The 23,305-nt window shown below is 46.6% G+C and carries 19 protein-coding genes; 10 read left to right on the top strand and 9 right to left on the bottom strand.

What is annotated here, in order from left to right; all coding sequences use genetic code 11:
• On the top strand, positions 1-319 hold a 319-nt coding region (locus C1T29_RS24720), incomplete at its 5' end, for a DinB family protein (protein ID WP_231516547.1).
• A gap of 129 nt (positions 320-448) precedes the next feature.
• Here the strand turns inward: C1T29_RS24720 and asnB are convergent.
• Positions 449-2,293, bottom strand: coding sequence for an asparagine synthase (glutamine-hydrolyzing) (gene asnB, locus C1T29_RS06595; RefSeq protein WP_095432663.1), 1,845 nt, complete (start codon positions 2,291-2,293; stop codon positions 449-451).
• A 145-nt stretch (positions 2,294-2,438) separates the two neighbouring features.
• On the opposite strand from asnB, the gene C1T29_RS06590 reads away from it, so the two are divergent.
• A complete protein-coding gene (locus C1T29_RS06590; RefSeq protein ID WP_080478319.1) occupies positions 2,439-3,020 on the top strand; it encodes a DUF2777 domain-containing protein in 582 nt (193 codons plus the stop codon).
• Between the two features lie 31 nt (positions 3,021-3,051).
• On the opposite strand, the gene wprA is transcribed toward C1T29_RS06590, so the two are convergent.
• The 3 genes from wprA to C1T29_RS06575 all read right to left on the bottom strand — a co-directional run bounded on the left by wprA (position 3,052) and on the right by C1T29_RS06575 (position 7,281).
• The gene (wprA, locus tag C1T29_RS06585; protein WP_095432664.1) at positions 3,052-5,736 is read right to left on the bottom strand and encodes a cell wall-associated protease WprA; all 2,685 of its coding nucleotides are present in this window, start codon (positions 5,734-5,736) and stop codon (positions 3,052-3,054) included.
• 167 nt (positions 5,737-5,903) lie between these two features.
• Positions 5,904-6,260, bottom strand: a complete 357-nt coding sequence (locus tag C1T29_RS06580; RefSeq protein ID WP_014663470.1) for a YisL family protein — start codon at positions 6,258-6,260, stop codon at positions 5,904-5,906.
• A gap of 115 nt (positions 6,261-6,375) precedes the next feature.
• Complete coding sequence (locus C1T29_RS06575) at positions 6,376-7,281, bottom strand: fumarylacetoacetate hydrolase family protein (RefSeq protein WP_095432665.1); 906 nt, start codon at positions 7,279-7,281, stop codon at positions 6,376-6,378.
• A 154-nt stretch (positions 7,282-7,435) separates the two neighbouring features.
• Here C1T29_RS06575 and C1T29_RS06570 point away from each other — a divergent pair, with 154 nt between their 5' ends.
• From C1T29_RS06570 to C1T29_RS06535, 8 genes are all read left to right on the top strand, one after another.
• Positions 7,436-8,359, top strand: coding sequence for a CotH kinase family protein (locus C1T29_RS06570; protein WP_103748931.1), 924 nt, complete (start codon positions 7,436-7,438; stop codon positions 8,357-8,359).
• A 144-nt stretch (positions 8,360-8,503) separates the two neighbouring features.
• Complete coding sequence (locus tag C1T29_RS06565; protein ID WP_014663466.1) at positions 8,504-8,674, top strand: aspartyl-phosphate phosphatase Spo0E family protein; 171 nt, start codon at positions 8,504-8,506, stop codon at positions 8,672-8,674.
• 402 nt (positions 8,675-9,076) lie between these two features.
• Positions 9,077-9,298, top strand: a complete 222-nt coding sequence (locus C1T29_RS06560; protein WP_003233088.1) for a spore germination protein — start codon at positions 9,077-9,079, stop codon at positions 9,296-9,298.
• A 14-nt stretch (positions 9,299-9,312) separates the two neighbouring features.
• Positions 9,313-9,546 (top strand): spore germination protein GerPB, encoded by a 234-nt coding sequence (locus C1T29_RS06555; protein WP_015483061.1) that lies wholly within the window; start codon positions 9,313-9,315, stop codon positions 9,544-9,546.
• Between the two features lie 23 nt (positions 9,547-9,569).
• Positions 9,570-10,187, top strand: coding sequence for a spore germination protein GerPC (locus tag C1T29_RS06550; RefSeq protein WP_003245548.1), 618 nt, complete (start codon positions 9,570-9,572; stop codon positions 10,185-10,187).
• Positions 10,184-10,360, top strand: a complete 177-nt coding sequence (gerPD, locus tag C1T29_RS06545; protein ID WP_095432668.1) for a spore germination protein GerPD — start codon at positions 10,184-10,186, stop codon at positions 10,358-10,360. The genes C1T29_RS06550 and gerPD overlap by 4 nt, the downstream gene beginning before the upstream one ends.
• Positions 10,360-10,761: a spore germination protein GerPE gene (locus tag C1T29_RS06540; protein WP_103748933.1), complete on the top strand. Its 402-nt coding sequence runs from the start codon at positions 10,360-10,362 to the stop codon at positions 10,759-10,761. The genes gerPD and C1T29_RS06540 overlap by 1 nt, the downstream gene beginning before the upstream one ends.
• Positions 10,762-10,792: 31 nt before the next feature.
• Entirely contained in the window at positions 10,793-11,011 is a 219-nt protein-coding gene (locus tag C1T29_RS06535; protein WP_003233096.1) for a spore germination protein, read from the top strand.
• 36 nt (positions 11,012-11,047) lie between these two features.
• Here C1T29_RS06535 and hlpB read toward each other — a convergent pair whose 3' ends face one another.
• The 5 genes from hlpB to addB all read right to left on the bottom strand — a co-directional run bounded on the left by hlpB (position 11,048) and on the right by addB (position 23,191).
• Positions 11,048-11,350, bottom strand: a complete 303-nt coding sequence (gene hlpB / locus C1T29_RS06530) for an HNH nuclease-like protein HlpB (protein ID WP_014663462.1) — start codon at positions 11,348-11,350, stop codon at positions 11,048-11,050.
• 13 nt (positions 11,351-11,363) lie between these two features.
• Positions 11,364-14,756, bottom strand: coding sequence for an exonuclease subunit SbcC (gene sbcC, locus C1T29_RS06525; protein WP_103748934.1), 3,393 nt, complete (start codon positions 14,754-14,756; stop codon positions 11,364-11,366).
• Entirely contained in the window at positions 14,753-15,928 is a 1,176-nt protein-coding gene (sbcD, locus tag C1T29_RS06520) for an exonuclease subunit SbcD (RefSeq protein WP_103748935.1), read from the bottom strand. Before sbcD ends, sbcC begins: the two co-directional genes overlap by 4 nt.
• A 71-nt stretch (positions 15,929-15,999) precedes the next feature.
• Complete coding sequence (gene addA / locus C1T29_RS06515) at positions 16,000-19,704, bottom strand: helicase-exonuclease AddAB subunit AddA (protein WP_103748936.1); 3,705 nt, start codon at positions 19,702-19,704, stop codon at positions 16,000-16,002.
• On the bottom strand, positions 19,691-23,191 hold the full coding sequence (gene addB, locus C1T29_RS06510; RefSeq protein ID WP_103748937.1) for a helicase-exonuclease AddAB subunit AddB: 3,501 nt from the start codon (positions 23,189-23,191) through the stop codon (positions 19,691-19,693). The genes addA and addB overlap by 14 nt, the downstream gene beginning before the upstream one ends.
• Positions 23,192-23,305: the final 114 nt, after the last annotated feature.

Below are 23,305 nucleotides of genomic sequence, written 5' to 3'. Positions count from 1 at the left end.
TGCTATCCAAGGAAAAGAAGATATCGCTGTTCAGTTCGCTGATTATCAAACACTCAATAAAGTGAAATCTATCTCAAATACATTCCGAACTGAAATAATTGATGTTTTACAAACACATTCAGATCAAATAAAAGATGAACTTGTAAGCGTTCCTTGGGAGACAGGTGTTTTATATACGCGAGATGAAATATTACACCATATCATCGCTCACGAAATTCACCATATTGGTCAACTTTCTGTATGGGCTAGGGAATTAAAGTTAAGCCCGGTATCAGCTAGTTTTATCGGCAGAACATTAAAACCTATTCATTCTTATTGAAGGAATGCGGGGGCAATTCGATAGTGCTGTTGTACAAAAAAGGATAGATAGAGCATATATTTCCCTGCTCATCTATCCTTCTTATTTAAATCTATACATCTCTGGCTTTTAATCACATCTGCATTGAACCTACCTCTCGTCAATATCAATGCGATACGCTTCAAACCATGTATGAATTTGGGCTAGATGGGCGATCAGCTGAGGCCCTTTCATAAGCTGTCCGAACCACGGAACCTTGAAGGAGGAACCTTCCGTTTCTAAAAGCTGATCTAATTGTTTTCTGTCCAGCAAGGTATGGAGTACAGAATCCTTTTGGCTTCTGATCGTTTTCAGCCATTCGCTGACGCCTTTTGTATATTCCGGGTGGTGCGTTTTCGGATACGGGCTTTTTTTGCGATACAGAATGTCATCAGGCAAAATGCCCTCGAGCGCTTTGCGCAAAATGCCTTTTTCCCGGTTGTCATGCATTTTCATTTCCCACGGAATATTCCAAACATATTCCACAAGCCGGTGATCGGCGAACGGCACCCGCACTTCCAGGCTCGCACCCATGCTCATGCGATCCTTCCGATCCAAAAGGTTCGTCATAAACCAAAGCATATTTAAATAGAACAGCTGTCTTCTTGCTTTATCCACACCCGTTTCTCCATCTAATAATGGCGTTTCCGCCAAGGTTTCTTCGTATTTGGCATTTACGTATTCTTTCAGATTCAATTTTTTCTGCCATGAGTCAGAAAGCAGCTTGATCCGCTCCTCTGTCGACCTCATCCATGGAAAGCCTGACTCGACGTCAGCCATATGAAACCACGGATACCCGCCGAAAATCTCATCCGCGCACTCTCCCGACAGGCTGACGACAAAGTCCTTTTTGATTTCCCGGCAAAACCACAGCAGGGATGAGTCGACATCCGCCATTCCCGGCAAGTCTTTGACCAGTACAGCTTCCTCCAAGTGATCAACGAGATCCTTTTGGCTGATGACACATTTGTGGTGCGTTGTGCCGAAAGCCTCTGTCATTTTTTCAATCCATGGCCCGTCATCATTCGGCTGAAAAGCGCTTGCTTGAAAAAATTTATCGTTCTCTTCGTAATCAATTGAATAAGTATGAAGCGGTGCTTTTCCTTCCTTTTCAAAATGGCCCGCCGCAATCGCTGTAATCGCGCTTGAGTCCAGACCGCCTGATAGGAATGTACAAACCGGCACATCCGACACAAGCTGCCGTGTCACCGCGTCTTGAAACAATGATCTGACATTGGCAACCGTGTCATCAAAACTGTCCGTATGTCTTTCGCTTTCAACATTCCAATAACGCCAAATTTTAAGCCCGTCTTTGGAAAACGTCAGCGCGTGAGCTGGACGGATTTCTTTTATGCCTTTAAATACGCCAGTGCCCGGGGTTCTGGACGGTCCAAGCCCGAAAATTTCAGAAAGTCCCGTTCTGTCCACTCGCGCTTTTATATCAGGGTGTGCGAGGATCGCTTTGATTTCTGACCCGAAGAGAAATGAAGAGCCTTCCTTCGTGTAAAAAAACGGCTTTACGCCGAGACGGTCTCTTGCGGCAAACAGCAGATTGCGCTTTTCATCCCACACAGCAAAAGCGAATATGCCATTGAGATGGTCCACACAGTCTTCCTGCCATTCAATGTAGCTGTGAAGAAGCACCTCGGTATCTGACGTACGCTCGAATTGATGGCCCCGAGCCCGCAATTCTTTGCGCAAATCTTCCGTGTTATACAGCTCGCCATTGTAAATAATGGTGTACGTATCGCCTTTATAGGTGCACGCCATCGGCTGGCGTCCGCCTTCAATATCAACAACAGCAAGTCTTTTATGTCCGAATAAAACATGGTGCTCTCCCCAAACGTTAGAATCATCAGGCCCTCGTTTGGAAAGAGTGTCTGTCATTCTGTTCATCGTTTGTTTTTCCTGGACGAGCTGCTTTTTAAAATCGACCCAACCCGTAATTCCACACATGTGATATCAGCTCCAATCCCGTTTCTATCGTAACAATTTCGTTTCTTTCAGCACCTTAGTAAGTTTATGCATCTATAGGCAGATAGTTGATTTGTCCATAAAAGAGTTGTATGGGACAGGCTTGAATTGGAAAGAAAAGAGAGGAATGAAGAAAAAGGAGACAGCATGCATGAAACGGAAACAATTGATATATACAGAGGAACGAAAATGGGAATACGGCACCATCCTCATCGAAGACGGCATCTGTTTAATCGAAAACGGGGAAGGTGATATACTTTTGGCAGACAGTCTCCAACATAGCCCAATCTGGGTTCATCATAAAGGAAAGTGGGAGCAAGCCGGCTTTCAGGATCAATTGGTTCTGGCATGCGGTGAAGAAAACATCTCCCTTGCCGGTGGAGAACGCATCCGCTATGAGAAATCAGTCAAGCGGCCGCTTATGGCTCTTTTGGATTCGCTTGACGACGAAACCTTTCTCGCATTTCTGCAGCACTTGCACAGCTTCGGCTTATCGGTATTCGATTGCGTCTTTTCTTATAATAAAGGAGTCTTTTCAAATACTTCGGAGGAGCAGGGTGTGTCCTTTTATCACTTTTCAAATGATACCGCCCAATGCGCGATGCAGCATCACTACAGCAGCGAAGGGACAGGAGACCGGTTTGAATGGACGGCTTCAAACGGAAAGCGATCCATCATGTATTCAGCAGTCCAACGGGGACGCAAATAAAAAAAGCGGTGCATCGAGCACCGCTTTTTGGTTACTTTTCTACGACAACTTTTGCTTCCTTGCTTTCTTTTTTATCTGTATCCGCAGCCGTGACATACAGCACCGTTCCGGCTTTTTGTTTTTTGATTTTCACCGAAAACGCTCCTTTTGCGTCAGCCTTGGCAGAAGCAATGACTTTCTTTGATTTGTTTTTCACTCTGATCATCGCTTTGCTGTTCGCCTTCCCTTTTACTGCCGTATCCTTCGATTTGACCGCGTTTACTTTCGGTGTGCCAGAAGGTTTTCCTTTGACGACAACAACTTTATACGATGTTTTCGCATCGCCTTTTGTTGCTTTCACATACAGTACTTGATCCTGTTTTTGAGTCGCGATATTAACCTTGAACGCATTGTCTTTTCCGGCTTTGGCGCTGCCGAGTTTCTTTTTGCCGTTCATCACCTCGATCAGCGTGCCTTCCTTTGCGTTTCCTCTGACAGCTGTTTGAGTGCTTTCCAGCTTGTTGACCTTGAGCTGTAAATCAGCTGCGCTGACAGCCTTCATGACATTCAGGCGCCCGTAGCCTGAGTGCCAGTCTACTCCAGGTGTCTTTGGAATTTCAATCGGATCGCCATAATCGTCATATAACTCTTCTTCTTCGCCATCGACACTTTCAAAGGAAATATCATCTGCAGTCTTTTTCAACATATCCTCTACTTCTGTTCTTTTCAGCTTAGGATTTTGAGCAAACAGCAGTCCCGCAGCAGCGGCAGCATATGGCGTCGCCATGGATGTTCCGCTCATATATGTGACATTTCCGTTCGGCACTAAGCTCGGGATATCAGACCCTGGAGCAGAGATGTCCAGGCCTTTTCCATAGTTAGAAAAATCCGCGGTCATATCCATGCGGTTTGTGGCGCCGACTGACATCACATATTTAGAAGATGCAGGATAAGATAAAGAATTGGCTCCGTCATTCCCGCTGGCTGCGGCAATCAAGACATTTTTGTCAGCTGCGTATTTCAAAGCAAATTCAAGCACGCGGCTGTAGCCTCCGCCTAAACTTAAATTAATTACCTTTGCTCCTTTGTCAGCAGCATATTTGATGCCGAGTGCGATTTGTTCAGTATCTCCGGAACCCGTGGAATCAAGCACTTTGACAGGGATAATTTTCGCTTTGGCGTTCAATCCAGTCATTGAGTAGCCGTTATCGCTTTGGGCAGCGATAATGCCGGCGACATGCGTTCCATGCCCCTGATCATCCATTGCGTTGTTATTCCGTCCGACAAAATTGCGTCCGAGATCGGTTCTTACTTTTCCTTTTAAATCGGCAAGCGTGCTGTCAACGCCTGTGTCTACTACTGCAATGAGTGTATCGTTAAGCTTGCGCTTGGACAGCAATGTGCTGGCAGGCTCGTATTTTACATCCGCGTTTTTGACACCGCCGTTTTCACCAGTGTTTTTAAGCGGCCATTGGTAAGGATATTGAATATCGTTTGCCAGGCTCTTGTATTCCTGAACAGGCTCCGCAAATTCTACGTTAGACATCTTGGATAATGTCGTGGCAGCGCTTTTGACCCGTTTGGCGCTTGCCGTATATGTGCCGTTCTGTTTCTCATCTTTTGGCAGTTCAAATGAATATAGATTGTCAAACAGTTTCTTTGCCTTTTTCACATTAGAAATGTCTTTTTTCGATTGTGCGCTTGCAGAAAAGCCCTTCATTTCGTTATGTACGGATGAGAGGCTTTTATTATCCTTCACCTTGAAAATAACCTTTGTTGTCTGAACTTCACTTTTTGCTGCAATATTGTTTTCAGTTAAAATTGTTCCTGCTGTTTTGCCTTGCAGCTGCTTAATATTTAATCGATCCGCCTGTTTCTTTATTTCCTCTTTAAGGAAAGATGGTACCGACTGTAAAGCTTTGTCATATAGCCGATTGATCGCTTTTTGATCCTTTTCAGTGACCTTATATGAAGATGACGTTCCGTTTTCTGACACATCGTCAAATAACGGCTTTAATGTCACAAGATCCTGATAGATTTCATTTCTTGCTGTTTTATTGAGTGCGAGCTTTGCAACGATAAACGGTGCTGCTTTGTAATAAAGGCTTGTCAGTTCTTTGCCTTCTGCTGTTTGGCTCAGCTGCTCATCCCGAATCGCTCTCAGCTTATCCAGAATGCCTTTTCCAGATTTCTTCTGATCGACACTCATTTCAACCGGACAAGCTTCTTCCTCTTCTAAATCTGATGGCTGTTTTTTGGTGCCTTTATACCCAATCGTATACTTGGCTTCTGCAGCTGCTTTTGCTGTTCCGCCGTCCTCCGGTTCTTCTTCTCCGAGGTATTCAACTTTTACATAGTAAGGGCCGCTCCACGCGTATGGAAAAATGATTTCGCTTTTTCCATCCTCCGCTGTGAAAGATCGGTACATCTCAAACGTTTCATCTTTAAGCGCTTTTTCCTTACTTGGATATACAGATACATTCAGTACTGAATCACTCTTTACGGTCAGTGCCATATGAGAGTTTTTCTGAATATCCGTCTTTCCCGGAGTCACTTTGTACCATTTCACCTGTTCCGGCTCCTTCATGGCGCCTGTCTGCTCTTTGCCGTTTTCCAGAGCAGCCGCCTGATCAATCGCTCCGGCCGCTGCGGCTTTGGTTCCCGGAGAAAACAGGCTGAAAATCAGTGCAAAAATAAGCACTGCCGCCACAAACGAGCTGAATTTTCTACGTTTCATGATATCCCTCCTGCAAAATAATGAATCTCCTTGAAGGTATCATAATTTCATAGGACGAGATACCGCTTACAGGGAATTTTAAGGTTATTTTAAATGATTTGGTATATAAGGGGATAATTATAAAAAAACCCAACTCTATCAAAGAGCCGGGTTCACGGGATTTTCGATTAAAATAATTGAAAACCGATTGGCAAATGCAGACCAAGCAGCACTGTCAGCACAAGAACAATGACAAAGCCGATCCACAGGCCTCCTGTTGATTTTTCTTTTTTCTTGCGGATGAGGAGCATTTCCATCAGTCCGATGGTGATAATGCCCAGAATCATTTTGCCGGCATATTCCCCGTTCCAGTTGGCAAAACGGACAAACAGCTCAGCTCCTGTCAGAATAATAAGGATATAGAATAACCGCAGAATCATATGAGTGATTTTTGCGCCCTTCGCACTTCCTGAAGAATAGAGCGAGTAGCTGACGAAAAGCAGAATCAGCGCCACTACCCATGTTGTAATATGTAGGTGTGTCATATATGTTCCCCCTATCAGATAAATTACCCCACTTATAGTACCATGAACATGTCCTCTGCCACAAAGAAGATTGTCAGAAAAAATGGGCGGGTTCAGGTCCGCCCTCCAGTTTTATTCAGCCGATTTGGTTTGACAGCTTTCCGATCGGGTCGATTGTAATATCAATTTTGTCACCTGACCGCAAAAATTTTGGGGGCGTAAACCCCTTGCCGACACCAGACGGGGTACCGGTGGCAATGATGTCTCCCGCTTCAAGCGTCATCCCCTTTGAGAGGGTTTCAATTAATTCCGGAATGGAAAAGATCATATCGCTTGCTGAACCGGATTGGCGCAGCTCACCGTTGACTCTTGTTTCAACCTTGAGGCGCTCCGGCTCCTGAATCGATGATTTATGTACAAGCACGGGTCCCATCGGACATGTCGTATCCAGGCTTTTTCCGATAAAAAACTGCTTATGCCTTTTTTGCAGATCACGCGCCGTGATATCATTCACAATCGTATATCCGAAAACATGGTCATATGCGTCTTCTTTTGAAATGCGGGTCCCGCTTTTTCCGATCACGACAGCAAGTTCTCCTTCATAATCAAGCTGGGAGGTGACCTCTTCATGTCCCTTGACGATATCACCATGCCCCGTAACCGTTACCGGCGATTTAGTAAATACCATCGGATGCTCCGGAATATCAGCCTCACTTCCCATTTCAATCGCGTGATCCCGGTAGTTTTTGCCGATGCAGATGATATTTTTTGATGGCTTCGGAATGGGTGCATGGAGCTTCACCTCAGATAATGTATACATAAATGATCCAAGCTCATCATTCGGTTTCTTCGCCCACTCGGCCAGCTGCCTTGCATGCGCAACGAATTTATCCCCTTCTGCGATACATTCAATCAGCGATCCCGGAATCGTCTCAAGTTCAAACAGTTTTTTTTCAGCCTTTTGCAAATCCATAATTTTCTCATCATCAATGATCAGGCCGACAAACATTCGGTTGTAAAGTTCCCCTGTCGCAAATTTCATGTTATTCCTCCATCATCTTTTAAATCAGAATGCTCCTTCATGTATTCTCTGTCGAATGCTGAAATCCCTTTTTCTCATATTCGTTTTCATTTCGTTTCAGGACGGGCTTGCTGTTCATATCATACAAATGTCGTTTTGAGAAGGAGGAAAGAATATGGAAAGCGTACATTTATTTTTTCACCGGGAGCAGCTGAAAAGGAAAGGTACTGCCAAGGGGCTTTTCGTAACAGACCGGTCTGTTTCTCCCATTCTTCTCACACAGCGTGACAGAGCGGAAAAGGCATCCTATGAAATCAGCTGGGAAAGGTCTCTGCTTGGTGAAAGGACACTTTTTTTGAACGCGGAACAGGATGATCCGTCCCTGATGCGGCGCAGACTCGCCTATTGTTTTTTTGACCAGATCGGCGTCCCTGCTCCCGTTGCCTCGTACAGCTTCCTGACCATCAATGGCCAGCCTGAAGGCATTTATTTGAACATCAAGAACCATCAGCCAGTCGGTAGAACGAGTTACGGAGTGAAGACCTCCGATCCAAGGGTTCCAGTGTCGGTTTTTAACGATGATTCTTCCGCATTCTTGCATGAATTTTTTATACTGATCCGCACAGCTGGAGATGACGAATTGGCCGAACGCATTAAATTGTATCTGGATGTCAAGCTGTTTTTTTTGTGGCTGATTGGCAATGCCTGCACCAATCAAGGCTTTTATTACACATTTTGTTTAAATGAATCCAGCCGGATTTACGTTTCTCCGATAGAGACAAGATCACTTGCCTTTCAAGGAAGGTATGATGAGGACCCGCTTCTGGCAAAAGGAGAGACGCTTTCGTCAAGGCTTCTTTCCATTCCCGCCTTCCGTTCGCAATATCACACATTAATGAAAAACGTGCTGAACCGGTCGTTTACTATTGAACGATTGTCTCCTTTCATCAGCGAATGGCATCTTGACATTTGTCAAAGAGCTGATGATGATCCTTTTCTAAAAAAAATCCCCTTTCAGATCGAAAAGGAGCAGACAAACATACTTAGAGAAATTGAGGAACGGCAGGACTTTTTACAAGCACACTTAGCAAGACTATAGTCCTTTCTCCTTCAAAAAAGCCGCAGCAAAAAATGTCGCTTTTTTAGTCAAATTGACGAAAGGCAACCTTTTCAGCCAAAATAGGTTATACTAACGATATCCTGTATTTATATCAAAATAAAATCTAGAATTGGAGATAGCGTAATGAACTGTAAAATTGAAGAAATGAGAATCACACTAATTGAAACAGCACAAAAATACGGCATGAATTCAAAGGAAACGATTCAATGCAGCCAAGAGCTGGATATCCTGCTGAATACCCGGATAAAAGAAGAAATGATGTTTTCGGGATATCTTGAAAACTCCCGTATGTAAACCATTTTCGATAACGATTCGAATACACCACATGTGACTCCGCTTTTTGCTCAGCACTTCTGGGATATACCTCAGGGCGAGAATGTGCCCGCCCAACAATCGTATACCGCAGCACGACATACTCCAAAAAGCATTTCTACACGCAAAAACACCAAAGAAACAAACCAAAATAACCATAGGCGGATCGCGGCATCCTTAGCCGCATGTCCGCTCAACTTATACACAAAACATAACGGCCTGAAAAAATAAAACGCTTTCACCAAGAGCCGATATGTCCCCTTTAAATTTCTCTCACACATATGTGCGTTTGTCATAAGCTATCGTGAATAGCCCAAGTGAAATCAGAATTGTATTTTCACTTTACTTGTCTTTTTTAAATTTTTCAACAAAGGATGTGCTCGTATGCCAGCCATTGTCGGAGCGTTTAAAATTAATGCGATTGGTACGAGCGGAGTCGTTCACATCGGGGACTGCATTACGATTTCTCCTCAGGCTCAGGTCAGAACGTTTGCCGGTGCTGGCAGCTTTAATACTGGCGACAGCCTCAAGGTGATGAATTATCAAAACGCGACGAATGTGTATGACAATGATGCGGTTGATCAGCCGATCGTGGCCAATGCGTAAAAGGAGTGAGGCTCATGAACTTCTATATTAATCAAACCATTCAAATCAACTATCTCCGGCTGGAATCAATCAGCAACTCCTCCATTCTGCAAATTGGGAGCGCCGGATCAATCAAGTCTCTGTCAAATTTGTATAATACAGGAAGTTACGTAGAGGCCGCACCTGAGGTAGCCTCCGCGGGGCAGCCAGTTGAATTACAGGGGCCTTCTACAGGTTCATTGGTCCCGCTCCAGCCTCCTGGCCGTTAATCATATGAAAGAGGTGAAAGAACATGTATGATCAATCTGTTTCCTCTTACCTGCAAAACTTGAATTCCTTCGTTCAGCAGCAGGCGATTCACATTCAGCAGCTCGAACGTCAGCTGAAAGAGATTCAAACTGAAATGAATACGATGAAACAGCGGCCGGCCACTACCATTGAGCGTGTGGAGTATAAATTTGATCAGTTGAAAATCGAAAGGCTCGACGGGACTTTGAATATCGGCTTAAATCCGACTGACCCGAACAGCGTCCAAAACTTTGACGTCAGCCAGTCGACACCGCAAATCGGGATGATGCAGCAGGAAGAGAGCGCTCAGCTCATGCAGCAAATCCGCCAGAATGTCGACATGTACTTAACCGAGGAAATCCCAGATATTTTGGAACAGCTTGAAAACCAATATGACAGCAGACTTGACGATACAAACAGACATCATGTTATTGAAGACATCAGAAAACAAATGGACAGCCGGATTCACTATTATATGTCCCATATCAAAAAAGAAGAAAATACACCGCCTGCACAATATGCAGAACATATCGCTGAGCATGTGAAGCGTGATGTCATCCGCGCTGTAGAACACTTTCTGGAGCATATTCCATCAGAAATGAAAGGAGATGAGCAAGCATGATCTTTACAGTCATCAACCGCAGCTTGGAAGTCGGGGACATCCGGATGAACGGTGTGTCCAGTTCCTCCGTTTTCCACATCGGAGACACTGAATCCATCTACCTGTCTTCTATTTTTGATACACCGCCTGAATCTCTTATTATCGGGCCGTTTGTTCCGCTTGCGCCAGAATAATGCTTAAACGCATATCACGCATCAGACTAGTTAAGTTTAATTCCCTCGGGATCGCAAGTGTGTTTCAAGTTGGCGACACAAATGAAATCGATATGAGTGTAAAAGTATTTGCTGTTCAGCGTTCTCTGTCCACGTTTTACAATAATGAAGGCTCATTTAACAAAAAGGAGTACCAGATCTTTCAGCAGCAGGCAGTGAAGCCGATTCCCGAAACAGGTGTACAAAGCGCATTTTGCCACGAGGTGCCGGCTATTTATGTTCGCAGCATCAAAATTCAAGGGGTGTCCGCCTCTTCTGTTTTACATGCTGGTTCAGCTTCTTTTATCCGCGGTGATGCAAGAATCAAACATATCAGACAGATTCAGTCTCCGCGCTCACAATCGCCCGCCAAGAACATATAATAAACAGAGACTTCGATAAAGGGTGTCGTTTATGCCAGCAATTGTCGGGCCTATAGCTATCAATTCCATATCGGGCGGAGTCGTAAACTTTGGTGATTCCTTTTACCTTTCTCCGAAAAGCTCTTCAAAATCTGCGCTCGGTTCGGGAGCAGGAAACACGGGAGATTTCCTTCTATTAAATAACGCAGTCAACGCGACAAATTATATAGACCCCGATGTCAACGATCAGGATATGGTTGGAAACGGATAAAAGCAGCCGCTCTGCAAAGAGAGGGCTGCTTTTTAGTCATTTTTTCTTTTTTCGTTCATTTGATTTCTTTGTTTTGATCAGCTTCTCAGGCGGCTGTTTTCTGATCCATTTGACAAACCGGGCAAGCTCTGGATCGCTTCTGAGCTTTTCTATTCCGTTTAAGCGTACAGCGATCTCTTGATTGGTATATAAGGCATGAATTTGTTTATGGCAAGGAATACAGAGCATCGCTGTCGGCAAAAACGTTCCGCCTTCTTCTTTCGGTGTGAGATGGTGCTCTGTCAGCTGGACATCGCTCCGGCCGCACAGCTCACATATTCCGGCAGTCTGCTTTGCCATATCAGCTCCCCCTTTACATCAACTCAAGTGATACCCGTGTACCACGGCCGCTCGGTTCAGCCGGATGGACGATCAGTTTTTTCGGAAGCCGGGCACGCAGTTCCTGCACATGGCTGATGACACCGACAGCCAGATTGTCTGACTGAAGTTTTTCCAAGGCCGTTACAACCGTATCAAGCAGATCTTGATCCAGTGTGCCGAATCCTTCATCTAAGAAAAAGAACTGGAGCGGGTATTCTCCGCGAAGCTGGATCTGGGCAGACAGCGCAAGAGCAAGTGATAGCGAAGTGAGGAAGGTTTCTCCTCCAGACAAACTGGATACCGGGCGTCTTACGCCTCCGTTCGCATTATCCCGCATCACAAAGCCGCCCTCAGAATCTACTTCGATGGCATAGCGCTGTCTCGTCAGCATACCGAGTCTTGCTGAGGCGTCCCTCGCAACGCTTTCAAGCTGCTCCTCAGCTAAAAATTCGACGAAGGTATTGCCTTTAAACACAGCTTGCAGCTTGTCCAGCCTGTCGATATGCGTCTGCCACTTTTTCAGTTCCGCTTCAATTTCTTTAAATCGTTTATGATGGTCGCGAATGACGGCCAGTGCTTTCGCAGCCGCGCCTTTTTCCTCTATAGCAGCGCCAAATGCGTCCTCAGCTTTTTGTAATGCTGCAACGGTTTCGCTCCATTCGCTCTCTGATATCGCTCTGCCGTCAAGTATCTCTGCTACTCGTTTTAAGTTTGCAGCATTTTGCTTCAGTTTATCCATAAACTGGTCTATGCCGGTTTTCATCTTTTCAAGTTCATCGGCTGGGATGAGACTTTGTTCAACCTCTTCAGTCCGGGTAAAGCAGGTATTTTGGGCATGCTCAAGCCAAGCAGCTTTTGCCTTTTCCAATCTCCCCTTCGCCTCTTGAAGAGTGAGCTCGCTTGCCGAAGCGCGGCTTTTCGCCTGATTGAGCTTCATTTGGGCGCTTTGCAATTCTTCATATAAAGATTGTTCTTTTTCCTTTAACAGCTTTAGATCCTGCTGGACAGAGCGGAGTTTGACTTGAATGGAATCTCCTTTTGCATAATCTCCGAGTTCGTTCTCATAATCAGCTATCACGCTCTTGATGCGTTCAGCGGCATAATAAAGCTCCAGTTTTTCCCGTTCAAGCCGGTGTCCCGATTCCCGCAGTTTTTCCTTTTGTGCTTCATGCTCAGCAAGAAACGCAATACTCTTCTCAATTCGTTTTTCACATTCTTCTGCAGCCCGGTCCTTTTCTTCAATGGCTTTTTGCCATTTTTCTGCTTCGTCCACAGATTGATCCTGAAATGCTTTTTTAAACATGTTCAGACGGCTGTCCAATGAAGTTTGAAGCTCGGTGATGATGCTTTCAATACGGTCTGCCTCTCTTTTTTCAAAACCGATTTTTTCATTAAGCTGCTCGGCCTTTTTTAAAGACTCCTGATAGGCGCCGATCATTTGTGCCATGCGTGTTTTAACAGAAAGAATGTCCTGCTTGATTCGTTTCCATTCAAATTTGGCAGTTTCAAATGCTTCATACACCGGCTGATTCTCGAAGGAAGCCGCCGCTTCAAGGTTCTGCGCTTGAATTGTCTGCAAAAACGGACATTGTTCAATAAAGCGTGCGGACTGTTCTTCAAGCGTAATTTTGGCTGAAAGAATCTCTTGGCTGAGAGCTGCTGCTTCCGTCAATAACACATCTGTCCGTTTGATGTCCTCTTCAAGATGGCTGTCGGCTTCATACGTTTCATGTACTGACGCGGATGGATCGTGATCGGTTGAACCGCAGACCGGGCAAGGCTTTCCAGCGGTCAGTTTTTGCGCTAACTCTTTTGTCAGGAGTGCCATCCTTGCTTTTTCACGCTGTAAGTGAAGCGTATGTTGATTCTTTCTAGCCTCTTCAGTCATACGTGTTAATGAGTGTTCCGCCTCGCACACCAAATGGTACACGGTTTGCACAGCCTCATATGCCTGAATGATGTTGTTTTCTTCCGCTTCCGTCCTTTGAACAAGTGTATTCTTCTCTTCATTCATCTTCTGCAGCACGAGGTTCAATTCGTCACTTCGATTTTTCTCTTTTTTGATTTGCTCTTCAGTTTGCCTGATGTGCAATGCCATTTCTGCGGCCTGCTGGCAGCTTCTTCGCTCATCGGATGTCACCTGCAGGGATTTGAGCTGCTGCTTCAATTCCGTCTGTCTGTTTTGCCCTCGTGTCAGGCGGTCTGTTACGGTCTCCAATTCACTCATGACAGATTGAAGAGCCTCTTCTTTCTGCCGGAGTTCAGCCTTTTTGCGCTCTTCCTCTTGCTTGGCCTCACTCAGTTTCATTTCGATTTCCTGCAAACGGGAAAGCTGTTCCTGCTTAGTTAAAAGCTCAGGCTCTTTCTCGCTTTTATGCTGGCGCCACGCTTCATACTCTTCATGTTTTTGCTGAAAGAAAGCATTCCGGTCTTCTAAATCCTTTCGGGCTAGCGTTTGTTCCTTTTCAGCTTTCGCCTCATGCTGGATCGCTTCTGCGTATCGGTCCGCATAGGGCTTAAGAGCGGCGGCTGTTTCCGCTTCCAGCAGGCGTTTTTGCATAATGTCTACATGCGGCTGTTCTTCCGCGAGACGTTTTTTCTCTTCTTCATAAGCGGATTGTTCCTTTTGGACATTCCAAATCTCCTGATGCTCCGTAAATCGCTCTTTCGCCTGATCACGGCTCTTCCTCATCGCTTCCAGCCTGGTTTCGGCTTGTTCGAGAGCCTTTTCCGCTTGCTCAACTGCCTCTGAACTCGCCTCACCAAGACCGGACTGTTCAGCAAGCATTTCATTTTTTCTCGCATTGGCTTCCTGCGCCTGCCGCCTCAGTTTTTTCACAAGCCTGTCTCCATATTGCTCCAAATGAAATAAACGCTGAAGCATATGCCTGCGCTCTGCCCCTTTTAAAGACAGAAATTCAGCAAATTTCCCTTGGGGCAGCACCACCGCTCTCGTAAAATCGTCGATCGTCAGCCCTAAGAGCTCCTCCACTCTTTTATTCACTTCGCTGGCTTTATCAGCCAGCACCGTATGCTCATCCTTGATTTCGATGAAGCGGCAAAGTGCCGTTTTCACCTTCATTTCATCCGTTCTCTTAAACACACGCTCAACTTTGTATGAGATTTGATGATTCGACTGAAGCGCAAAGGTAAAGGAAACAGACAGCGTATCTTCGGCGTGGTTTAAGATTCCGTGCGTATTATTTGCCGCCCGTTCCACCTTTCCGTATAAAGCAAGCGTCATTGCGTCGAGAATAGAGGATTTACCGCTTCCTGTCGGGCCGAAAATGCCGAAAACACCAGCACCGGAAAGGCCTTCAAAATCTATCGTCTGCTCCTCTCTAAAACTGTGGAGCCCCTTAATGCTTAAGGCGATCGGCTTCATTTCGCATCCTCCTCTTCAACGCCTGATGCAAGCTCTAAAAACAGCTTCACCATTTCTTCATCCGGCACCGCGCCGCCAGTTTGTTTTTCATAAAATTTCTTAAAGCGGTCCTCGATTGAGACATGTTTAACCTCGATCCGTTCCCGGTCTTTGTTCTTTTCTTCAAAAACCGGCCTGATATGGATAAAACCCGGGTGCGCCTTCCGTAGCCTGTGAATCTCTTCAAGTGACAGCTGGTCCGTGACACGGATTTCTAGGTCAATCCAAGCATTCTGATCCCTGCCTTCATCCAGCCAGCTGTACACCTCACTTAATCCATTTGCCGCTTTCCACTTCACAAGGGGCTTGCCGCTTGATAATAATACCTCACGCCAAGAGGCGTCTTCCCCCGGCTTTGCGTCCACGATCGTCACTGATTTAGCGTAGCCTGCTTCAGAAAAGCTGTAGGCGAGCGGAGATCCTGAATAACGCGCAAGCGTCCGCGCCCGCTTGATCGTTTGCGGGCGATGCAAATGCCCGAGCGCGACGTAAGCGGCACCCGCAGGCAGGCTTTCAGCAGCCACCGTGTATGCACCACCGACTTCAATCGGCCGCTCTGAATCGGTTTGGTTTCCGCCTGCGACATAAATATGGCTGGCGGCAATCTTCACTGCATCGTTCCGGAAACGGCTTGTCATATGTTCAAACGCCTGCCTGATTTTCACGTCATAATGATCACGGAGCAGCTTTTCATCAAACGTATCGGATAGCACTTCATTCAACCGCGCTTCTGATGGATACGCCAACGCTCCAACCGCTAAGAGCTCCCCTGCTGAGGGCACTTCAATATGAATCGGCTCTGTTGTCGGATAACCGATTAAATGAATGCCGTTTTCATGTGTCAGCGGTGAAGCAGCTGACAAACGGTCAGGATTATCGTGGTTTCCGGCAATGACAACGATCGGGCGCTTTCCTCTGTCACTGAGCGCAGACAGGCTTTCATAAAACAGCTGCTCAGCTAAAGCCGGCGGGTTCACGGTGTCAAACGCATCTCCCGCCATTACAATGGCATCGATCTGCTCATCCTTTACAATCGTATTCAGTTCATCCAGCACATCGGCCTGCTCACTCAGCCTGCTTCTTCCTTCAAGCGTTTTTCCAAGATGCCAATCAGCTGTATGTAAAATCCGCAAATGCTCTCACCTCTCTTTTATATAGAAAACGAGATCCGCTCCGCCTGAAATCCCGGAGCTTATGGATCTCGCTATAATGTCAGAATGTGCCCTCCGTCAAAGAAATAAAGCGCACATCCCTTTACCTTTGTTTTTGCAATTTGCTCCACTGCCTTCGTGTACAGCTGAATTTGCGTTTCATATCGTTTCTTCAAGATCGGGGCCGCTCCTTCAAATCCATGCTGGAATTTGCCCTCAATCCGGTCCGACTTATAATCCAATAGATATAATCCGTCCTCAGTTTCATAGAGACAGTCAATGATACCCTGCACTAAAAGCGGCTCATCTGCCTCCTGTGCATCAGGATAGATCTCCTTGGCCGGAAGCGCCAAGCTGAAAGGTATTTCCCGGTCCTTCCATTTCGCACCGATCAGCTGTCCCCCGATTTCTGTATGGAAAAATTGCACGATTTCTTCTATATCAATAGCGTCTTTTTGTTCTTCAGTAAGCAGCTCTTTTTCATAAAGCCTTTGAACCGTCTGCTCAGCTTCTTCTATCGACGGCACATGTGACAACGGGATATGCTGCATCACCGTATGCATGGCAGTACCTTTCTCTGCCGCTGTCAGGCCTTTTTTCATCATAAAAGCGGGACGTCTGTACAGAATGTTTTCGTCAGCCGGTTTTACAGGGGCCCTGCCGCTGTATTCATCCTCGTACTCTCTTTTTCTCTTGATCTCAGAAACCGACTGCTTTGTCCGAATTTGTGTCACCTCTTGATGCGGGTAGGTCCAGTTCAGCTGCTCGCGGGCTTTTTCATCAAATGCAAACGAGCCGGGCACTGGTTCCCCTCGGCGGATCGCTTCCAGACGTTCACTTTTTTCTTCCATTCTTTCTTCCACATCATCATCAAGCAAATCATAGGAATGAATCATTTGAACGGCAAAACGAGCTGGATGGCCTGAGATATCAGCGTGTACTGGTGCACCGTTTCCAGCCAAAGCCTCCAAGTCTCTATGTCTGGCAAGAGCCGGTCCGATGAAATCTAAATATGTTTTCGCCTGATAGCGGTCAAATTCCGAAAGGAGCCAATCAATTTGGGACGCGGATGCCTGCCATTTTGCGAGCTGTTTCTGATGATCCTTGCACGAGCCAATCAGAAACAGCTTTTCCTTCGCTCTCGTTAATGCAACATAGAGAACACGCAATTCCTCTGACAGCAGCTCCCTGCGCATTTTTTTCTTCATCGCAATGAGAGGCAGCGTCGGGTAGCTGATGCGCAATTGCGGATGAATATACTTCGTGCCGAATCCGAGCTCCTTGTCCAGCAGGTACGATTTATTTAAATCCATCATGTTAAAATTCCGGCCGAGACCCGCTGCAAACACGACTGGAAATTCGAGCCCTTTGCTGCTGTGGATCGTCATTAAGCGGACAACATCCTCCTGCTCGCTGAGCGCTCTCGCCGTACCAAGATCATCGCCCCGCTCTTGCATGCGTTCGATAAACCGCAGGAAACGGAACAAGCCGCGAAATGCCGTTGATTCATATTGGCGCGCCCTGTCATACAGAACACGCAAATTGGCCTGGCGCTGTTTTCCGCCCGGCATCCCGCCGACATAGTCCATGTATTTCGTGTCGCGGTACACTTCCCAAATCAGCTCAGATACTGAGTGGTTTTTCGAAAAGACGCGCCATTTTTGCAGATGTCCGTAAAACGTATGCAGCTTTTGATAAAGCTCATCGTTCCGGTCACCGGCAGCCAGGTAGTCTTTCATCGCCTCATAGTACGGCGCTTTTTTATTTTCAAGCCGGATCAAAGACAGCTCGTTTTCATCTGCACCGACAATCGGTGAACGCAGCACAGAGGCAAGCGGTATATCCTGATACGGATTATCGATCACCTTCAGCACCGAAAGCGCGACGGCGACTTCGACCGCTTCGAAATAGCCTGACGTTAAATTGGCGTAAACCGGTATGCCCTGTGCCCTCAGCTCCTCCATGATTTGCGGAGCCCACGGCATGGAGCGGAGCAAAATCACAATATCTCGGTATTGAATATTGCGATGTGTTTTCGTTTTTCCGTCATACACCTTAAATGGCGATGAAATCAGCTTGCGAATCTCCTTAGCGATGGCTTTTGCCTCGAACTGCACGGTTTCAAGCTCTTCCGCTTCCTCGCTTGCATCCGTATCTTCTGCGTTGTCGATCAGCAGCAGCTCCGTTTCCGTCTCGTCATTGTCCGGATACGACGCACCAAGCTTCAGCTCAGCCTGCTCGTCATAATCGACCTCACCGATTTTGCCGCCCATCAGCTGTTTAAATAAAAAGTTTGTGCTGTCTAATATATCTGAACGGCTTCGGAAATTTTTATTCAAGTCGATTTTCCGCCCCGTGCCTTCCCCGCTCTCTGTAAACCGTTTGTATTTAGAAAGGAAAAGAAGCGGCTCCGCAAGCCTGAATCGATAAATCGACTGTTTGACATCTCCTACCATAAACAGGTTGCCAGTCTCCTCCGGCCCGCCTGTGACGAGCTGCAGAATCGATTCCTGTACGAGGTTGGTATCCTGATATTCGTCAACGAGCACCTCATGAAACTGTTCCTGATAAAACCTTGCAGCCTCGCTCGGCTCACGTTCACCTTTATCATTCTGAGCTGTCAAAATCGCTAAACAGTAATGCTCCAAATCAGAAAAATCGATGATTGATTTTTCCTGCTTCGCGGCTTCGAACCGTTTTCCATAGCTGATAACAAGCTGTACAAGCGTTTCAATGACAGGCTTCATTTCGGTTAGGCTTTTCAAGTGCTGTTCAGGACTTCTCGTAAAGTAGTCGGTTTTGAGCTTTTCAAGCAGTTTCTTCGCGCCGTTTCTCAAATCTGTCGCCTCATCAAGGAGCGCCGGATCGAACTCATCCCCTTTTACTGCTTTGGCACGCTTAAAGGAGACGGCGGGCACACGACGATATAGTTCACTAAAATCGTCCTGATGCTCGATCAGTTCATCAATCTGCGCAAGATCATCAAGAAAATTGTCAGCACGCGGCGCCGGGCCGCCCGGCGCTTTCGTCAGCTCAAGCGCGCGCAAGAGCTTTTCCTTCGCCCCGTTAAGCACCATTGCAATATCCTCTTTGACATATTGATAAAACGGCAGCTCCTCGATGGCGCTCTTTTCTGATACATCATACAAATGAACAAAGCTTTCCAGCCACGCCTCCGGGTTGGGATGGGATCGGGAATACTCGTACACTTGTTTAACGAGAAATTGGAGATCCAGATCGTGCCGGTCTGTCGTGTAGCGGTCAACAAGCTCAAAAAATGCCTTTTCGCCCTTTGCGTATTCGTCTTCAAACAGCTCGTCAAGCACTTCATCCCCAAGCAGCTCGCCTTCCGTCTGATCAGCTATCCGAAAACCCGGATCAAGATCGATCAAGTAGTAATATTTTTTCAGCACTTGCAGGCAAAAGGAATGAAGCGTCGAAATGCTGGCCCGGTTCAATAGAGAAAGCTGCCGTCTGATATGCAGCGAGCCGGGGCGTTGTACAAGCTCTTTTTCCAAGGCATCCGCAATTCGGTGTTTCATCTCTGCCGCTGAGGCGTTTGTAAATGTCACAACGAGAAGGCGGTCTACATCAATTGGGTTTTCCTCTGCGGTGATTTTCCGAATCATTCGTTCAACGAGCACAGCGGTTTTACCAGAGCCCGCAGCCGCTGCCACGAGAATATCCTGGCCGGTTGAAACAATGGCATTCCATTGGTCATCTGTCCATGTGCTGTCTGCCGGTTTAGGAATGTTCATTGCCATCCGCCTCCTTTTTTATCCACTCAAGTATCGTCTTGTCTTTTTCAGCTTTTAATGTGCGATACTCGTTTTCCTCTAGTGATTCATCAAATTGGCACACTGATTTGAACGCACAGTATGTGCACGGCGTCTTGTTCTTCATTTTGTACGGCTCAATGGATACGCTTCCGTCGGTAATTTGTTCACCTGCTTCTTGGAAGGTACGGCGCACATGCTTTGTCAAAAGGACAAATTCCTTTTCCCCGACTGCTGCCGAGTCTGATCTGAGAGAGCCGTCTTTTTTCAAGCCGGCGTTGATGATATTTGACCGTCCCTCTTGAAGGGTTGTATCCATAAGGCGAACCACTTCCTGATCGCCGAGGAGCAGACCCTTCATTTTAAATTTCTTAAAAATCTCCTGTTCAATCTCGTCAAGCCCGAGCGGGAGATTAGATTGAATCATCGGATCATGAATATGGAAATACAGCACTCCTGCAGGCGTTGCCCTCATTCCGAGCCAGTCGGCTGAATGTGTAATCGATAAATCAAGGTACGTCAGCATTTGCAGCGCCAATCCGTAATATACTTCCGCTAAGTCAAGCCCTTTATCGCTTGATTTATAATCGACAATTCTGAGGAGCAGACCTTTTGAGCTTTCAGCTTTATCCACACGGTCAATACGCCCGACGAGCTCCATCGTACAGCCGTTTTTCAGTTGAAAGGTCAGCGGCGGAAGCGGCCCTTTTCCTCCGAAGCCCAGTTCCAGCCCGATCGGTACGAATCCGCTCGCTTTCGCATGCTCGCTTAAAATACCGGACACACGCGTCACAATTTTTTGCAGTTTTTCCTTTACATAATAATGCCGGTTTGAGCTGAGCAAAATTTCCTTTTGCAGTTTCGGTGCCAGCCGCTCTACCGCATCATAAGAAAACAGCTCGCACTGCTCTTTCGTTAAATCTCGCCAATCCAGCTTTTGCTCACGCAGCCTGTCTGAAATCAGCTTTAAGCTGGAATGAAACAGCTGGCCGATATCCGGCGCTTCAAGCTTGAAAAATTGCCGTTCCTTCAGATGCAGCCCGTGTGACGCAAAATGGGAAAACGGACATGCGTTAAAGGTTTCCATTCTCGATACGCTGCCCTGAATGCGTTCACCATAGAGCTGTCTTGACACACTGCGTTCAAGCTGCTTTACTTCATTCCGGAAAAACAGGCTTGAGAACAGCTTTTTCGATTGCAGCCTGTCCGGCTCACTCATCAGCACATTGTACGTGCTCCACCAGACGTTGCTGATGTCATATTCCCGGGTCCATAATCTGAGCTGACTCGCAGTAAAGGACTGTGCCACGCTTTGATTGACGACATACTTCAGCTGTTCCTCATCGCTGACCTGCTCAGGTTCATTTGTCAACAGGCGCTCCTTATGATGCGGAAACAGTTCTTCCAGCCGTTTAACGATAATCGACGGCAAAAGCGTTTTTCCTTCCGCATCTGCAATCGGATACGAGACATAAAGCCGGTCAGACGGACTTGAAAATGCCATGTAGATGAGGAAATGCTCATCAAGCAAACGCTCCCGTCCGCCTGAGGAAAGCTCAACCCCGATCGTTTTCAGCCATTCCCGGTCATCATCCGACAGAACCCCGTTTTCATCAGGGCGTGCCGGCAGAACGCCGTCGTTTGCCCCGAGCACAAAGGTACAGGATGTGCCATACATTCTGGACAAATCCATATTGCCGACAAATACCTGGTCAAGCGCAGGCGGAATAAGCGAAAATGTAAGCGACTCCGCGCCGGCTTCTATCATTTGCTGAAACAAATCAAGAGAAATCTCATCATCTCCCATCATTTCAACAAACTCCTCAAGCAGCTGAATGACTGCGTCCCACGCCTGCTGATGCTGCTGCGCTTCAATGATTCTGCCGTCTTCCTCAGCACGCTTCCTTTCCTGATCCAGCTTCATCGGCACCTCCGTCTCTTCTAAATAGTAATAGAGCGCCTCCGCCTTCTCATGTACCGTCTTTGCTTTTTTCATTCGTTTTTGAAGCTGAAAAAGCGGCGGAACAATCCAATCGCGGGTGTCATTCAACATGTTTTCCATTTCGATTTCCTGATCGGTCTGCGCAAAATCATCATCCAGCGACACAAAGCGCCTATATTGGAAACGGTCGCCCTTTGTCCAGCGGTCGCCTTTGATCCCATAAGCGATACAGTAATTTTCGAGCTGATCGACCTGTTCTCTCACTTTGGCCCTCGGTTCATTGAGCGGGAATAGCAGTTCGGTTTTCACACAGCGAAACACCGCTTCATAACGCCAATTCCCTTTCAGAACATCAAGGCTTGACCGGATAAATTCGATTAACGGATGGTTCAGCATAGATGCTTTTCCGTCAATGAAATAAGGAATCTCGTAATCTGCGAAAACTTCCTTCACCATATCCTTGTAGTCTTCCGGCTGGCGCGCAAGAATTGCTACATCTTTATAGCGATATCCATTCTCTCTGACGAGGGCGTGAATTTCCCGGGCAATACCTTCCAGCTCAGCTCGTCTGTTCGCGGCCTGCATTACAGTCAGTGCTTCTTGTTTTTCTGCGTAAGGAACGGCCGGACGCGCTTCATACTGCGCCTCTAGATGGGCCAATTCAGGTGTCTGTGTATGCCGCTCAGTCCCTCTCAGCTCTTTATACGTAATGTCTAAATTCAGTTCCTTCGCCTTCTGATGCAGGCGGTAATAGGTTTTTCCCGTCATTCTAAACAATTCCAGTTCATGCGGCTCCCGCTCATATGACGGCTTGTCCGCTGTGAGCGAAAACGTGATGTGCTCTGCATGAACCATAAGCTGCTCCAGCACCCTGAATTCCTGCGGTGTAAACTGATAAAAGCCATCCACATAGATATGCGCGCCTTTTACATCTTCCGCAAGCGGGATATGCTCTGCCAGCAATGTCAAATAATCCTCAGAGTGAAGATATTGATCTGCGAGGCTTTTTTCCATTTGCTGATACAGAATCGATAAGTCATGGAGCTTTTCAGATAACACACGTTCTCCGCGATATTCGGAAGCCGTTCCGCTTTCCGCCATCCGGCGGATATCCTCCGGTTCCAGACAATACCGCTTAAACTCTGTCAGCATCCGCTCAACCTGTGCGGTAAACCCGTTTTTGTCACTCGCTTTTTGATAGACTTTGAACTCCTGTTTATGCTCCTCAATGAGCTTCCGCAGCAGCATTTGTACGCCGGTGCTTGTCAGAAACGGCCTGCTCATTCCTCCCGTATGCTGAAGGACGCGCCAGGCCAATCGTGAAAAGCTGAACACTTGAGCGCGTATCATCCCGCCCATATCTGGCGTTTTAGCAAGCTCATATTCCATTAAAAACGTCATTTGATCCGGGACTAGAAAAATGATCGGCTTCCCGAATGGAGCCCGGCGCAATTCATCCTGAATGCTGTTGATGATCAGCTTCGTTTTTCCACTCCCGGACCTGCCTACTAAAAACTCTGCTCCCAAATTAGAAGACCCCTCTCTTTTTATCTTTATATATTTTATCGAATGTTGACGAAAATGACCAATCTGATCTATTGGTAAAAACGGCCTTTTCACATATAAAAAGCTGATTATCCC

This window comes from Bacillus sp. MBGLi79, assembly GCF_002953915.1.
Note: the sequence above shows the minus strand (reverse complement) of the source record. Positions and strands in the feature narration are given on the sequence as shown.